Consider the following 15,499-nt stretch of genomic DNA (forward strand, 5'->3'; position numbering starts at 1 on the left):
TAAATGGTTAATCGACACACCTGATATCAAAATTAAATAACTGTATTATCACCATTATGTAATCCATAAAAATAAATTTTATTATATCGAAGTATGATAGTCAATTAATTATAAAAATTTTCTTTTGTGGTGAAAATTAACATTATTCTTTTGTATAGACAAATTTGAAATAGGATAATAATTTAATCCGGCGAAACTTTAGCTAGATAACAATTTAAATAATTAAAGTGTCCATCTCTAAAAATTGAAAATAGTTAAATGGATAAACAACTTTCCAAATGTGTTTATAAAACAAAGTGATCCTATCTGAGGTATGCATAAAGTTTTGTTTCTTCTTAGATATGTATACTATTCAAGTATTCAAAAATAAAAAAGATTTTTAAAAAAATTCTTGATATTCAGAGCTGTTTTTGTTTTCTTCAGATAACTTAAGTTTATTTTTCAAAAAAACAAGAAAGTTTTATTAAAAATGACAGAAAATCGAACGTGGAAAAAAATGGTTTTCGGCTGAGGGTTGTTGTGATATTGTAAAAAATAGTAAAAGAGGGAGGGGGGAAAGGAATATAAATTTATGAAAACAGATACTGGAGGAAGGGTTGCTTTTTGTTAAAGACAAGACACTCCTTTAATATGGGAATGTTAAAAGAAGATTTATCAATATCATCTGTAGTTGTCGGATTAATTGCCACAATGGTATCTTATGCAGGGCCTCTAGTAATTGTTTTTCAAGCTGCGAAAGTAGCACATTTAAGTGATTCTCATTTGTCCTCGTGGATATGGGCGATATCAATGGGGAGTGGGATAACTTGTATTTTGTTGAGTATTTGGTTTAAAGCTCCAATTATAACAGCGTGGTCTACACCAGGAGTGGTTTTACTTGTTTCAAGCTGGTCAACTTATTCTTATACAGATGCTATTGGAGCGTTCATATTTTCTGCATTAATTATCACATTCTTAGGGTTTACAGGGATATTTGAGAAAATGATGAATCGGATACCATATTCAATCACAACTGCTATGCTTGCCGGAATTCTTTTAAACTTTGGAGTTGAAGTTTTTACGTCTTTAAGAAATCTACCTGAATTGGTTTTTCCGATGATACTGTGTTACTTACTTTTTAAAAGGTTTTCACCACGTTATACAGTCGTAATTACATTATTTTTAGGATTATTGATTACTTATTTTACTGGGAATCTAAAGACTGACAGTATTGATATATCTTTAGTGAATCCTATTTTTACAATTCCTACATTTTCGCTTGATGCTTTGATTGGGATTGGCGTTCCATTATGTATTGTAACGATGGCATCTCAAAATGCTCCTGGCATAGGGGTACTAAGAGCGGATGGATACAATGTTCCTATAAGTCCATTAGTTACAACAACGGGTATTTTTTCTATTTTACTTGCACCATTTGGTTCTCATGCTATTAATTTAGCGGCAATTACTGCTGCGATTTGTACTGGAAAAGAAGCTCATGAAGATAAAAATAAAAGATATATTGCGGGTATTTCATGTGGATTATTTTATTTAATCTTTGGTTTATTTGGAGCTGCAATTGCATCAATTTTTCAAGCACTTCCCGGTGAGTTTATAGCAACTATTGCTGGTTTGGCTTTATTTGCTTCACTTAGTTCGAGCCTAGCTTCAGCAATGGAAGGTACTCAAAAGGAAAGTGCATTAATTACTTTTCTAGTTACTATATCAGGTATCTCCTTTTTAGGTATTGGAGCTGCTTTTTGGGGATTAATAGCTGGCATTCTAACAAATTCAATTTTTCAAATGAATTTTAATATTTTCTCAAAAAACAAAAGAATTGACTAAAGAAACTAGTAATTCGCAAAAGGGATGATATTTAATGAAGGATCAAAGCGTAGATTATTTAATTATTGGTGCGGGAATTGCAGGTGCATCGGCAGCATATGAATTGGCTAAAGAGGCTAATGTAATCCTTATAGAAAAAGAGACTCAATTAGCCTACCATTCCACAGGACGTTCTGCAGCAATTTACATGCAAGCATATGGTAATAAAACAGTAAGAGGATTAACAAGGAATAGCTATGAGTTTTATACTAATCCCCCAAAAGGATTTAGTGATAAACCTTTATTAAGAGAAAGAGGGGCAATTTTTTTAGCAACAAAAGAACAGAAGATATTAGCAGAACAACATTATAAAGAAATGAAAAATGAAGTAAATAATTTGGAACTGCTAGAAGGTGAAGCGTTACGAAGTCTTGTTCCAGTCATTAATACAGATATATATACATCGGGTATATTTGAAAAAGATGCAATGGATATCGATACACATGCTGTTCATCAAGGATATATCAATGGATTTAAAGGAAATGGTGGGACTCTGATTACCAATTGTAATGTGAATTCAATATCTCGCCATAACAATATTTGGTGTGTAGATACAACCCAAGGTAAGATTGTCGCACCGATGATTATTAACGCAGCAGGTGCTTGGGCTGACCAGATAGCAAGTTTAGCAGGAGTTAGAACTATTAACCTTGAACCAAAGAAGAGAAGCGTCTTTTATCTATCAATTGATGAATATAATACAAATAAATGGCCGTATGTAGGAGGTTTAAGTGAATCTTTTTATTTTAAACCAGACTCGGGAAAATTGTTTGTAAGTCCATGTGATGAAATTCCAATAACACCTTGTGATGCAAAACCATCAGATTTAGATATCGCTATAGCTGTAAATAATCTTGAAGCGGTAACTAACATAGAAGTTAAGAAAGTTGGTCATACATTAGCAGGTTTGCGCTCTTTTGTGGCAGATAGGACGCCGGTGGTAGGTGAGGACGCAGATGTACCAGGTTTCTTTTGGTTAGTAGGACAGGGAGGATATGGGTTTCAGACAGCACCTGCTATTGCAAACTGTTGTAGAATGCTTCTAACAAGGAATTGTTTTCCTGAATCTTTAAAAAAACTAGGAGTCGTAGAAGAAGCACTTTCACCAAATAGAAATAGTTTAGATCGTAACAGTGTAACGGTATAGCATTTTGAATGACCAAGTAAAACGTATGAACTTAACGAGAGAAGGAGAGTATAAAAATGTCTATTAGAGAAATTTATACAAACAAGGCGCCAGAACCAATAGGTACCTATTCACAAGCAATTCTTTCAAACAATATTGTATTTCTATCAGCTCAAGCGCCCATTGTTCCTGAAACAATGGAAGTAGTAGAAGGCGGAATAAAGGAACAGATTCAATGCTCTTTTAATAATTTGAAGTCAGTTGTGGAAGCTACAGGCGGAAATCTTTCTAATATTGTTAAGCTAACAGTATACCTAACTGATTTAACTCATTTTTCATTAGTTAATGAAGAAATGGCAAAACTTTTTACAGCCCCATACCCAGCAAGAGCGGCAGTTGGTGTTAAGGCATTACCTAAAGGAACAGACTTTGCAGTTGAAGCCATTATGAGTTTATAACTTAACTGATTTTATTACGAACTTCTGAGATACAAGTCGTTTATTTTTAATACTTTTATTTATGAAGGGAGATTATTAAAATTTGCTTAAAAAACTGGATCTTCTTAATCAATATATAGGCAATACACCTTGTGTGAATCTAGGCGTAAATCCTATTAATTTATTTGCAAAATTAGAATCTTATAATTTAATGGGTAGTGTGAAAATGAGACCAGCCTATTATGTTATTAAAGAGGCAATTAAAAATGGAAAGATTGACGAAAATACAACAGTAATTGAATCATCATCTGGAAACTTTGCTATAGCATTAGCTACTATATGTAAATTCTTGGGAATTAAGTTTATTCCTTTTATTGATATGAATATTAGTCCAACCTATGAAAAATTGCTTCATACAATATCACACGATGTAGTAAAAGTTACTGAAAGAGATGAAACAGGCGGATATCTCTTAACAAGACTTAACGAGATTAAACGTTTTCAAACTGATAATGATAATATTTTCTGGACCAATCAATATGGAAATATAGATTGTTTACGAGCGCATTATTACGGATTGGGAACTGAAATATCTGAAAATTTTGATAAAATAGATTATGCATTTATTGGTGTTAGTTCTTGCGGTACGATTGCAGGAGTTTCAAGGAAATTAAAAGAGAAATTTCCTAATATAAAAATTATTGCGGTAGATACAGAAGGTTCAGTTATTTTTGGAAAACCACCAAGTAAACGTTACATTCCCGGTATTGGCTCTAGTATGACACCAGATATTTTAAAAGAAGCATTAATAGATGAAGTAATATATGTCCCTGAAACCAAAGCAGTAGAAGGATGTTATGAGCTTTTTGAGAAATTTGCTATCTTTGCAGGTGGGTCTTCAGGTGCATCATATTATGCAATTAGTGAATATTTTAAAGATAAAAAACTTAACCAAGTTCCAAATGTAGTGTTTTTATGTCCCGATGGTGGTTCACCATATGTTGACACTATTTATAGTAATGAATGGGTAAAATGGATTAACAATCAAAAGGATACAGTGGTGAGTTTGAAATACACATAGGAGTTGAAAATACTATGCTCTATTTAAACAAAACAGATATATCAGCAATTCCGATAGATTGGGATGAAAATATTTCTAATCTTGAATACGCTGTAGAATGTTTATCAAACAATGATTTTTCTCAACCGATTAAACCTTATTTGAAATTTAAAGATCCGAATGATCGTATCATTGCTATGCCTGCATATGTTGGCGGTGAAATTTCTGCTACAGGTATAAAATGGATTGCTAGTTTTCCGAAAAATATTAAAAAGACTATTCCAAGAGCTCACTCAATAACTGTATTAAATGATGTTAATACAGGAGAACCAAAATGTATAATAAATACCGCTTTAATAAGCGGGATTCGTACAGCATCTGTTTCGGGATTGATGATACGTAAATTTCAAGCAGCTAGGAACTTAGATAAAATTAATATCGGCATTATTGGATTTGGACCAATTGGACAGTTACATTATCAAATGGTCACGGAGTTATTAAATGAAAAGATAGATAAAATATGTATTTTTGATCTTGCTGGAATTTCTATGGAGAAAATACCTACAAATTGGTTAGAGAAAACAGAAATTTGTAGTTCTTGGGAAGATGTTTATAAAAATAGTGATATCTTTATAACTTGTACAGTTTCAGAGATGAGATATATAAATAAAGAACCTAAAAAGGGTGCACTGCTGCTTAACGTTTCTCTTCGAGATTATGAACCTAGTATTATTGATTTCACTCAATCGATTATTGTAGATGATTGGGACGAGGTTTGTAGAGCAAATACTGATATAGAAGTTATGCATAAAGAACGGAATTTGAATAGAGAGAGTACAAAATCCATTGTTGATGTAGTTTTGCATAATGCAATGAATGAATTTCCTGACAATCAAGCTATAATGTTCCATCCAATGGGAATGGCTATCTTTGATATAACTATAGCTAAATTGTATTTTGAAAAAGCTAAGAAAAATAATATTGGTCTCATCCTAGATTAATGAAAGAATTTTTTTGTTATTACACGCGTGTTGATTAGGAATAAAAAAGGTTTATCATTGAGCGATAAAAGGATTTTTTTTGTTGCTATTTAGTGTCGAGCCCCAAAACAGAATCGCTAAAGCTCCTTTCGTTCGTTTTATAGGAATACTTTGAAGATTTATCGAAACCAAATCGCTCTTTATCGAAACTATTTGAGCTTATATCGAAACAAAATCTCATTTTATCGAAACTATTTGGGCTTTTATCGAAAAACTAGCTCTTTCTATCAAAGAAATCAACCACATGTTATGATGAAGAGCTTGTAGCGTAGGGCTATCGACGCTCGCTCGCAGGAAGCCTTGCTCTGTGCGAAAGCGCAGCGTCAGCGACAAATTGTTTTATCTGTGCGAAAGCGAAGCGACAGCAACAAAGCGAGTAGCCCGTAGCGAAAATCAGTCTCTTCGAATGTGAAAAAATGGTTAATCAACACACCTGTTATTTTTATATTAAGGAGTACGCAAGGGAGGGGCAATTAAAGTGATACGATTTAGTTGTGTTTCATGTGGATATGAATTTCAATCAGAAGGAATCGTTTATCTTTGTCCTGTCTGTAAAAATGCTAAGAATAATGGTTTTCAAAAAGGTATATTATCCGTTAAATATGAACCAAAAAACAATGTTAAGAGAAATTCAATGGTTGAACCAGATTCATTCCTTCCGATTGCCATTCAAAATTCGAATTCTTTAAAGGTTGGTAATACACCATTACTAGAGCCTACTTATTTAAGAGAAGAAGTAGGACTACCCAATCTTTTTATTAAAAATGAAAGTTTAAATCCATCAGGATCATTAAAAGATAGAGCATCATTATTAATTGCAGAACAGGCTATCTTCCATAATGAGCATAAAATTGTACTTGCATCAACTGGTAACGCCGGTTCTGCAATGGCTTGTATTTCTGCAGCTTATGGATTAAAAACCGTTTTATTTATACCCGAAACTGCACCTAAAGAAAAAATAGCACAGGCCAAATTTTTTGGAGCGAGTGTTATCCCTATTCAAGGAACATACGATGATGCATATAAACTATCAATAGAGTTTACAGAAAAATTTGGAGGTATTAATAGAAATACCGCTTATAATCCTTTTACGATAGAAGGAAAAAAAACAGTATCCATTGAATTGTACAATCAGTTAGGCTTCAAAGCACCCGATATTATTTATATACCAGCTGGAGATGGTGTAATTTATGCTGCTGTTTGCAAAGGTTTTATTGACCTTAAACAAGAGGGGCTTATTGATAAGTTACCTCAATGTATTTTAGTGCAAGCAAAAGGTAGTGATGCAATAGTAAGAAGCTGGAGAGAGAAAAGAGATTTAGTACTAGACAAAACAGATTCTATAGCAGACTCTATCTCTGTTAAATCACCTGCAAATGCTGAAATGGCAATTGATTATATACTGAAGACAAATAGTTGGGGCGTTTCCATATCGGATGAAGAAATTTTAGACTCGCAAAAAAAACTAGCTACCAAGGCCGGAATTTTTGTTGAACCTTCAGCAGCGGCAGCATGGGCAGGTTTAGAATCGGATCTTAGAAACAAGCTAATAAATCGAGATATGAATGTAGTTGTTTTAGTTACTGGCTCAGGATTCAAGGATATGAATAGAATGAAAGAGTCGAACAATGGTTTAATGTCATGTACGAATAATATTTCTGCAGTTAGAGATTATTTGAAAAGTTAAGGACAAATATAAGAGTTCGGATTCCAACTTTATTTGTTCTGTACACCAAGCACTTTTTCAAATCTTCAATTAATGGAGCCTGGGCTTTATTATAGTAATAGAAAAACACTTTCAGCTGCATGATTAGCCGAAAGTGTTTTTTGCTCGATTTATTCTTTATTCGACTGATGAATAATCTTCTACTTCGAACTCCAAGTAATCACATAATTTGTCTATCATGCTAATGATCACTTTACATTTGGATAAATCATCGTTGCAGGGTCCACATATTCATCGAACTGTTCCTCTGTAAGTAAACCTGTTGCAATTGTTGCTTCTTTTAATGTTGTGCCTTCTTTATGGGCTTTCTTCGCAATTTTAGCCGCATTTTCATAGCCGATATAAGGGTTCAAAGCTGTTACAAGCATTAAGGAGTTTTGTAAATTGTGGTCGAGTACTTCTTTATTTGGCTCAATCCCTTCAGCACAATGATCATTAAATGATTTCATTGTGTCTGCTAATAGACGAGTTGATTGTAAGAAGTTATAGATAATTACTGGCTTAAAGACATTCAGCTCAAAATTACCTTGGGAAGCGGCAAAGGCAATTGTTGCATCGTTACCAACGACTTGTGTGACAACCATTGTCATCGCTTCACTTTGCGTTGGATTTACTTTACCAGGCATAATGGATGAGCCTGGTTCGTTTTCTGGAATTGTAATTTCTCCAATACCTGAGCGGGGACCACTTGCTAACCAGCGAACATCATTGGCAATTTTCATTAAGTCAGCTGCAAGAGCCTTTAATGCGCCATGTGCGACAACAGCTTCATCATGACTTGTCAGTGCATGGAATTTATTTGCTGCAGAAGTAAAATGTTTTCCTGTCAATTCACTAATTTCCACTGCAACACGCTCACCAAATTCAGGATGTGCGTTAATACCTGTACCTACTGCTGTTCCACCAATTGCCAGTTCCTTCATATATTCAATATTTTGGACAATCATCTGTTCAGATTTAGCAAGCATTGCTGCCCAGCCACTAATCTCTTGGCCTAAAGTCAATGGTGTTGCATCTTGTAAATGTGTTCGACCAATTTTAATAATATCTTTAAACTTCTCTGCTTTGTCATCAAGTGTTGCTTTTAGCAAGCGTAGACGCGGAAGTAAATAATCTTCAACTTTTAACACTGCTGCAATATGCAAAGCTGTTGGGAAAGTATCGTTTGAACTTTGAGATTTATTGACATCATCGTTAGGGTGAATACGATCAGCTTCACCAGTATTTTGTAAAATCTGGTTTGCTCGGTGCGCAATTACTTCGTTGACGTTCATATTTGATTGTGTACCACTACCAGTCTGCCAAACGACAAGAGGGAATTGATCGTCCCATTGTCCATTTAAAATTTCATCAGCTGCTTGTACAATTGCATTTGCTTTTATATCTGAAAGTTTACCTAGCTTGTTATTGGCAATAGCAGCACTTTTCTTTAAAATTGCCATTGCTTGAATAAGCTCAATCGGCATTTGCTCTGTACCGATTTGGAAATTTTCTTTACTGCGCTGTGTTTGAGCACCCCAAATTTTATCTGCAGGTACTTTAATTTCACCCATAGTATCTTTTTCAATACGATAATCCATGTCAAACAGCTCCTTTATTTATGTAATCTCTCCAATTAATTAAAGAGCAATTACACCTTGGCATAATTGCGTCCGGATTCGGCTTTGTGCTTACACAAAGTACTCCTTTCCGATTCCGTGACATCTTTCAGTGAGTGTCCTAACATTCGCTGAAAGAAGTAAAAAAACGGATATTCTTAGTCTGATGTAAGAATATCCGTTTGATACATGCTTATATCAAAAAAATAGGGGGGATTCTGAACTAAGCAATGTGGAGTAAAGAAATAATCTATTGATAATGATAATTGTTATCAATTAAAAAGTCAATTATTTAACTTGAAGAAATATAAATAGTTGAGAATGATTCGCGATGAATAATTGCTTATAGTTCGATCCCCACTTTTAAAAATTAAACGCTACCCATTGGATGATAGCGTGGGAAAGAGCTATCTCTTTTTCTTCCCAAGTTCTTTTAATGGTAGTTTCTTAGGTATTTTTTCAAAAATGATACTCACATGAAAGTTGTTGTCGTCTATTTGAGCAACTCGAACAACTTTTGCTTTACGACCTTTAATTTTAATGTTCTCTTCAACGGTAGGTAGAGTTACTAGAAGCTGACTTAAAACGGACGTTTTGTTTTCATAAAAATGAGTTACAAACATAATTTTTCTCCTTATAACTTTTTTATTTTACTTTGAAAAAAGCTTGAGTTTTACCTTCCTTTACAGGGGTAATTAGCAGGAGGGAAGGTTTACTCAATGTATGAAGAGGACCTTTAAGATAGAACATTTGTGAAAACGGCTTTTAGAACAATAATGGATTTTGTGCATATTGAATGTAGTTAGCAGTAGAGAGATGATGGCTGGTAAAAATCATCGCAAACCATTTATGAACTCATTCAACGCTAGAAATATAGTAAAGTGAGCTTTTTAGCTATTCAGAGGTACCCCGGATCACTTCGTTTTAATATTTATTTGGGAAATCAGGTAAAGGCTCCTATACAGAAGCGCTTAGGTAAGTAAAATTTAAAGCACAGGTTGGAGGGTTTACGGCAAGAAAATAAGGGAAAAAAGGATGGGAATCACTAGAAGATAGGCAACGACGATTGGTTTAGTAGCTCTTGTTTCAAGTCGGGAGCACAATGGAAAATTACAAGGAGGACATTCATTGCTTGTACTAGTAGTGGTTGTTATTGGGAAATTAGCTGTTCAAAGGGCCTTCGATATTGGCAGTAGTAGTAGGACCGATTTCTGAACAGTAAGGCTGATTGGTGTTCCTCAATGTTTTTGGTTAATCGCTATTATATGGCATGATTTTATTATTTTTATTGCAACTTTCGACACGCTTTTTATTTATTTCTCGGGAAATATTTCATAGGGATAGTAGCAGAAAGTGATTTGTATGTAATGGATCGCATTTACACAACTAGGAATCTGAAATGTTCAATGTCAAAGATAATGATGAGTTTTTGCTAAGTTAAAATATTCCGAATTTAAATTTTGGGTGCAATTAGCTAAATGGCGGTTTCAGAGTAGTATAATCGCGTTATAATAGTAGTAAGGGAGGAAACAAAAAATGTATTTAAAATCATGTAAGGTATTACAGGATAACATTACAGATAAAGATGTGTATCCCTTTAACATACCGAGTTTGCAGGACTTACAGGAGATAGAGTTTCCTACGAATGTGACCTTTTTTGTTGGGGAAAATGGCTCTGGGAAATCAACACTTTTGGAGGCAATAGCTGATCGTTGTGATTTTAATACAGCGGGTGGCGGTCGCCAAAACTTATATGACGTACATAAAGCTGAATCGGCACTTGGGGAATTTATTCGTTTATCCTGGTGGCCAAAAGTTTCAAATGGCTTTTTCCTTCGTTCAGAAACGTTTTATCAATTTGCGAGTCATATTGATTTGTTGCAGGAGGTAGACTTTAAAAAGTATGCTGCGTTTGGTGGCAAGTCATTACATCATCAATCACATGGCGAGTCCTTTTTATCGTTATTTATGAATCGCTTTAAAGGGAAGGCCATTTATTTATTAGACGAGCCTGAAGCGGCGCTGTCACCAACGAGACAGCTCAGCCTACTGAAAATTATTAAAGATTTAGAGCATGAGGCACAGTTTATTATTGCTACACACTCACCTATTTTACTTGGCTATCCAAATGCCACTATCTACAGTTTTGATAATGGGGAAATTGAATCAATTCGCTACGAAGATACTATCCATTACATTGTCACAAAGCGTTTTTTAAGTGCTCCAGAAACGATTTTTTCGGAGTTATTTGATGAGGAGAGAGAGTCATGAATCAACGAAAAGGCTTAGTCATGCGAGAAATTCGATTAGATGAAATGGCACAGTCAATCGATTTACTTAATTATGTGTTTCAAGTGTCCATGTCCATTCATAAGGACCGCCGCTTTGTAAATGCCAAAAGCAAGCAATTTAATGAGGGACATGCAATTGGTTGGTTCGACGGTTCACAGCTTGTATCCCAAATTTTAAGCTTACCATTTGAAGTAAATGTTCATGGTAGGATTTATGAAATGGGAGGCATTACCGCTGTTGGAACTTATCCTGAATATTCAGGGCATGGTTTGATGGAGGGCCTCATTTTTGAGAGCTTGGAGCGGATGCGAAATGAAGGGAAATGCATATCCTATTTATTTCCATATTCTATCCCTTATTATCGAAAAAAGGGCTGGGAAATTATGAGTGATATTGTGGAATTTCAGATCAAGGATACGCAGCTTCCTCGCTACGCAAATTTAAACGGTAAAATACGTCGTGTCGATCCGAAGCATGAAGATGTTGTGACCATCTATGCGCGCTATGCCCAAAAGACGCATGGTGTTATGGTACGTAATAGCATTGCCTGGAATGAAAAGTTTCAGGAAGATTTTTGGGAAGAGAAATTTATTGATAGCGATGTGAACCTCCAGGCAGCAGTATATTATGATGAGGATGATATACCTCAGGGTTATATGTTTTACCACATCATGGAGGAAAATTATTACATTGATGAAATTGTTTATTTGCAGGAAGAGGCGCGAAAAGGCTTATGGAATTTTGTCTCTGCACATAGCTCGATGATTTACAATGTCTATGGTAAAACAACTGGTAATGAAGCAGTCGCCTTTTTATTAGAGGATAGTGAAATTATTCAAAAGGTATCGCCGTATTTTATGGCACGAATAGTAGATGTAAAAGAATTTCTACTACGTTATCCATTCATGGGCAATGATTTTCAGCTTCGACTAGCTGTTAGTGATCGCATTGTGGCCTGGAATAATGGCACATTTGTCATAACGATGCAAAATGGAAAAGCTACCGTTGAAAAGGTTAGCGAGACATTGTCTGAAAATGCTATTCAGCTAACAGTCCAAACACTTGCTACGATGTTACTAGGCTATAAAAGACCAAGCTATTTAGAAAAAATCGAGCGTCTACAGGGCAATGCCATCGAAATTGCGCTATTAGAGACTGTACTACCAGTCGGCATTCCAACGTTTATTGATTACTTTTAAATATGATGGGAATTTGTGCAGGGGGGCCTGTGCAAATTCCTTTTTCTATGGGCTCAACTAAAATTGCTACTGTCAGGAAAAGTAATGCTCGGGTCCAAGAGAAAAGTGATCGGGTCAGCCGAAGAACCGCTCGGGTTCAAGGGAAAAGTGATCGGGCCAGCCGAAGAACCGCTCGGGTCCAAGAGAAAAGTGATCGGGTAAGCCGAAGAACTGCTCGGGTTCAAGAGAAAAGTGATCGGGTCAGCGGAAGAACAGCTCGGGTTCAAGAGAAAAGTGATCGGGTCAGCCGAAGAACTGCTCCTGTCCCCAAAGAACTGCTCATAAGAACAAATAATTTCCTAAAAAAGGAAAAATCACTCCACTGAAATTGCCCCTTAAAACCATTGCAGTTATGGCTTAAAATTGCGTTATCCAAGCCTTTTTCAAGAGTTGGACACCGAGGATGATTTCCTCCATTGTTAACTTACTAAAGCCTAATTGTATAATTGGCACAGAGCTTGGCTGTTGTAGAAAATATGGGCTTGTAGGGTAGACCTTGATTCCGTGTTGTTCTGCATTTTGAATAAGCTGCTCTTCTGAAAGTTGTGTATGCACCTTCACCAATATATATAACCCAGATTGCTCTCCTAATATCGTAATTTTTTCTCCGAATTGCTTGTTAAGCTCCTCTACAAGACCGTTTATTTTATGTTTATAGGTGATACGCATTTTTTTAATATGCCGTGTCCATTCACCTTGTTCCATAAATTTCGCCATTGTTAATTGATGTATAGCCGAAGCGTTATGTTCAAAATGAGCAAAGCGTTTTTTATATGAATGAACAAGTGTTTTCGGTAGCACCATATAGCTTAAACGAATGGCTGGTAAAAACGATTTTGAAAATGTTCCCATATAAATAACACGTGATTTATCAATAGAGGCGAGAGAAGGAAATGGTTGCTGTGTATATCGAAATTCACCATCATAATCATCCTCGAGTATATAACCATCAACTTTTTTTGCCCACTGAATTAAAGCTTGCCGCTGCTGAATACTCATGGAAACTCCATATGGGAAATGATGAGAAGGTGTGACATATAGTAAGCGCGAAGGTAAATGGGCTAAATGCTCAAGCTGTGCACCAGTTTCCAACACAGGTAATGTCTCTATTTGAAAGCCATGCATTTTGAATGCTTCCCTTGCACCGTCGTAGCCAGGATCTTCTAAAATAACACTTGGGAAATCCCACTTTAATAGAAAGCCCAGATAAATTAACATTTGTTGCGTGCTGCTACCGATAATAATGTCCTCCGCATGTACCTGAACTCCACGAGCTTGGAGCAAATAATGCACAAGCTGTTCCTTTAAAAGTGGCTCACCGAAAGGATCTCCATATGCATAGCAATTTTTTAAAGCTAATACTTGATTAGCCATTTGACGCCATGTTTTTAAAGGAAAATGTTGTTGATCGACAGCACCTGCACGAAAGTCAATGATGATATCTCCAGATTTAGTAGTCGTTTTTTGTGGAAGGCTTGGTCGTTCCTCCTCCAGTAGAAAAACTTGCTCAAAATCATTAACGAAATAACCTTTTCGTCCCTCGCCACGTATGTATCCTTCTGCTACAAGTTGCTCATAGGCAGTTAAAGTTGTATTCCGACTGACATGTAAAGTATCGGCTAGCCTTCGAATAGAGGGAAGAGAATCATTCGTTTTCAATCGCCCTTTTTCGATTAACCATTTGATTTGCTGATAAATTTGTTTATATTTTGCCTCTCCTTCTGTGAATAAAAAAATAAAATCATCCATGTAAACCCTCCTTGACATGTTGAAATGTCTTGAACTGTTTCTTTTTAAATGTCAGTTTGTTTTTTATCATAATACTAGAATTACATATGAAAAGAAAAGGGGAGAAAGTTAATGGAGATTTGTACAGTAACTCTAGCAACAGTTGGAGAAGTGGTGCCATTATTTAATGCATATCGAGAATTTTATGGTCAACAAGCTAACTTAGGGCAAGCCGAGCAGTTTCTAACGGAACGTTTAAATAAGGGAGAGTCGGTTATTTTTCTAGCATATTTGGATGCGCAGCCAGTTGGTTTTGTTCAGCTATATCCTGTTTTTTCATCTGTAGCGATGAAAAAAGCTTTTATTTTAAACGATTTATTTGTGGCAGAGCATGCCAGAAAACGAGGTGTCGCACAGGGCTTAATTGAACAGTGTTATTCATACTGTTTACAGAAGGATGCAAGGTATATAGCCTTAGAAACAGCGACAGATAACGTTCGTGCTCAAAAACTATATGAGAAGCTCGGAATGAAGATAGATGATGGAGTATTTCATTTTATTAAATATTGGTAACGGAGAGGAGTCTTGGAAAAAATGACGGCAACAATCAAACAATTAACAACTCAGCAAGAATGGATTGAAGCGTATGCTGTTTTGGTGCAACTTCGTACGGAATTAACAATAGAAAAGTACCTACTATTATTAAAGGAAATGATGCAAGATGGCTATATGTTGTTTGCCTTATTTGAAAACAAACAAATGGTTGCAGTAGCCGGATTAAGTTGGAGAGTCAACTTCTACAGTGAACGTCATATTTTTGTCTATGATTTAGTAACGCATGAGGCCTATCGTTCAAGAGGCTATGGTGAGAAATTATTGCACTATATTCATCAATGGGGCAAAGAAAAGGGTGCACACTATATTGCTTTAGAATCTGGAGTACTAAGAAAAAATGCACATCGCTTTTATGAAGATCGATTAGGATATGAAAAATGGTGCTATTCTTTTCGAAAAGCATTGTGATCGATTATTTTTAATTGAACGAAATCAGCATTAAGAATGAAAGCAGCGACTAGTATATTGCTAGTCGTATTTTTTTGGAGGAGATTACTGATTAACATTTATTATTTAATTATAAAAAATAAATATTTAACGATTATCATTAAATTAATCTTGATTTTATATCTGCTATTTAATATGCTTAACATGAAGAATGAAAGAAATATTGACTACCCGCGATTTTCGAACATAAATCGGCGGGAAAACATGAGTTAGCGGCGGAATCGGAATGTTTACCGGCGGAAAAGCGTAAGTTAGCGGCGGAACTGGAGAGTTTACCGGCGGAAAAGCGTAAGTTAGCGGCGGAACCGGAACGTCACCCGTCGAAAAGC

13 protein-coding genes are annotated in these 15,499 nt (G+C 35.5%); 10 read left to right on the forward strand and 3 right to left on the reverse strand.

The window, feature by feature from the left end:
* Window positions 1-603: 603 nt before the first annotated feature.
* From QUF91_RS11025 to thrC, 6 genes are all read left to right on the forward strand, one after another.
* Window positions 604-1,824, forward strand: coding sequence for a benzoate/H(+) symporter BenE family transporter (locus tag QUF91_RS11025; protein WP_289417796.1), 1,221 nt, complete (start codon window positions 604-606; stop codon window positions 1,822-1,824).
* Window positions 1,825-1,858: 34 nt separating this feature from the next.
* The gene (locus tag QUF91_RS11030; protein WP_289417797.1) at window positions 1,859-3,010 is read left to right on the forward strand and encodes an NAD(P)/FAD-dependent oxidoreductase; all 1,152 of its coding nucleotides are present in this window, start codon (window positions 1,859-1,861) and stop codon (window positions 3,008-3,010) included.
* 56 nt (window positions 3,011-3,066) lie between these two features.
* A complete protein-coding gene (locus QUF91_RS11035; RefSeq protein ID WP_285400319.1) occupies window positions 3,067-3,447 on the forward strand; it encodes a Rid family detoxifying hydrolase in 381 nt (126 codons plus the stop codon).
* Window positions 3,448-3,529: 82 nt separating this feature from the next.
* Complete coding sequence (gene sbnA / locus QUF91_RS11040) at window positions 3,530-4,507, forward strand: 2,3-diaminopropionate biosynthesis protein SbnA (protein WP_289417798.1); 978 nt, start codon at window positions 3,530-3,532, stop codon at window positions 4,505-4,507.
* Between the two features lie 14 nt (window positions 4,508-4,521).
* On the forward strand, window positions 4,522-5,487 hold the full coding sequence (locus tag QUF91_RS11045; RefSeq protein WP_289417799.1) for a 2,3-diaminopropionate biosynthesis protein SbnB: 966 nt from the start codon (window positions 4,522-4,524) through the stop codon (window positions 5,485-5,487).
* 517 nt (window positions 5,488-6,004) lie between these two features.
* Complete coding sequence (gene thrC / locus QUF91_RS11050; RefSeq protein WP_285398237.1) at window positions 6,005-7,213, forward strand: threonine synthase; 1,209 nt, start codon at window positions 6,005-6,007, stop codon at window positions 7,211-7,213.
* 227 nt (window positions 7,214-7,440) lie between these two features.
* Here the strand turns inward: thrC and fumC are convergent, their stop codons facing one another.
* Both fumC and QUF91_RS11060 read right to left on the reverse strand, forming a co-directional pair.
* Complete coding sequence (gene fumC / locus QUF91_RS11055; protein ID WP_285398238.1) at window positions 7,441-8,832, reverse strand: class II fumarate hydratase; 1,392 nt, start codon at window positions 8,830-8,832, stop codon at window positions 7,441-7,443.
* Between the two features lie 425 nt (window positions 8,833-9,257).
* Window positions 9,258-9,473, reverse strand: a complete 216-nt coding sequence (locus tag QUF91_RS11060) for a hypothetical protein (RefSeq protein WP_285398239.1) — start codon at window positions 9,471-9,473, stop codon at window positions 9,258-9,260.
* Between the two features lie 913 nt (window positions 9,474-10,386).
* Between QUF91_RS11060 and QUF91_RS11065 the strand changes: the two genes are divergently transcribed.
* Both QUF91_RS11065 and QUF91_RS11070 read left to right on the forward strand, forming a co-directional pair.
* Entirely contained in the window at window positions 10,387-11,121 is a 735-nt protein-coding gene (locus QUF91_RS11065; RefSeq protein WP_285398240.1) for an AAA family ATPase, read from the forward strand.
* Window positions 11,118-12,341, forward strand: coding sequence for a GNAT family N-acetyltransferase (locus tag QUF91_RS11070; protein ID WP_289417800.1), 1,224 nt, complete (start codon window positions 11,118-11,120; stop codon window positions 12,339-12,341). Before QUF91_RS11065 ends, QUF91_RS11070 begins: the two co-directional genes overlap by 4 nt.
* Window positions 12,342-12,737: 396 nt before the next feature.
* On the opposite strand, the gene pdxR is transcribed toward QUF91_RS11070, so the two are convergent.
* On the reverse strand, window positions 12,738-14,129 hold the full coding sequence (gene pdxR, locus QUF91_RS11075) for a MocR-like pyridoxine biosynthesis transcription factor PdxR (RefSeq protein WP_289417801.1): 1,392 nt from the start codon (window positions 14,127-14,129) through the stop codon (window positions 12,738-12,740).
* A 111-nt stretch (window positions 14,130-14,240) separates the two neighbouring features.
* Between pdxR and QUF91_RS11080 the strand changes: the two genes are divergently transcribed.
* Both QUF91_RS11080 and QUF91_RS11085 read left to right on the forward strand, forming a co-directional pair.
* Window positions 14,241-14,681 carry a GNAT family N-acetyltransferase gene (locus QUF91_RS11080; protein ID WP_289417802.1) on the forward strand — a complete coding sequence of 147 codons (441 nt, stop codon included), beginning with the start codon at window positions 14,241-14,243 and terminating at the stop codon, window positions 14,679-14,681.
* Window positions 14,682-14,702: 21 nt separating this feature from the next.
* Window positions 14,703-15,131, forward strand: coding sequence for a GNAT family N-acetyltransferase (locus QUF91_RS11085; protein ID WP_285396272.1), 429 nt, complete (start codon window positions 14,703-14,705; stop codon window positions 15,129-15,131).
* Window positions 15,132-15,499 lie beyond the last annotated feature (368 nt).

Source organism: Lysinibacillus sp. G4S2 (assembly GCF_030348505.1).
In the GTDB taxonomy this organism is placed as follows: domain Bacteria; phylum Bacillota; class Bacilli; order Bacillales_A; family Planococcaceae; genus Lysinibacillus.

Excerpts from the sequence above, each read along its gene's own strand:
- QUF91_RS11030 (WP_289417797.1), top strand. The coding sequence starts at position 1,859 with ATGAAGGATCAAAGCGTAGATTATTTAATTATTGGTGCGGGAATTGCA.
- QUF91_RS11035 (WP_285400319.1), top strand. The coding sequence starts at position 3,067 with ATGTCTATTAGAGAAATTTATACAAACAAGGCGCCAGAACCAATAGGT.
- QUF91_RS11045 (WP_289417799.1), top strand. The coding sequence starts at position 4,522 with ATGCTCTATTTAAACAAAACAGATATATCAGCAATTCCGATAGATTGG.
- fumC (WP_285398238.1), bottom strand. The coding sequence starts at position 8,832 with ATGGATTATCGTATTGAAAAAGATACTATGGGTGAAATTAAAGTACCT.
- QUF91_RS11060 (WP_285398239.1), bottom strand. The coding sequence starts at position 9,473 with ATGTTTGTAACTCATTTTTATGAAAACAAAACGTCCGTTTTAAGTCAG.
- QUF91_RS11065 (WP_285398240.1), top strand. The coding sequence starts at position 10,387 with ATGTATTTAAAATCATGTAAGGTATTACAGGATAACATTACAGATAAA.
- QUF91_RS11070 (WP_289417800.1), top strand. The coding sequence starts at position 11,118 with ATGAATCAACGAAAAGGCTTAGTCATGCGAGAAATTCGATTAGATGAA.
- pdxR (WP_289417801.1), bottom strand. The coding sequence starts at position 14,129 with ATGGATGATTTTATTTTTTTATTCACAGAAGGAGAGGCAAAATATAAA.
- QUF91_RS11080 (WP_289417802.1), top strand. The coding sequence starts at position 14,241 with ATGGAGATTTGTACAGTAACTCTAGCAACAGTTGGAGAAGTGGTGCCA.
- QUF91_RS11085 (WP_285396272.1), top strand. The coding sequence starts at position 14,703 with ATGACGGCAACAATCAAACAATTAACAACTCAGCAAGAATGGATTGAA.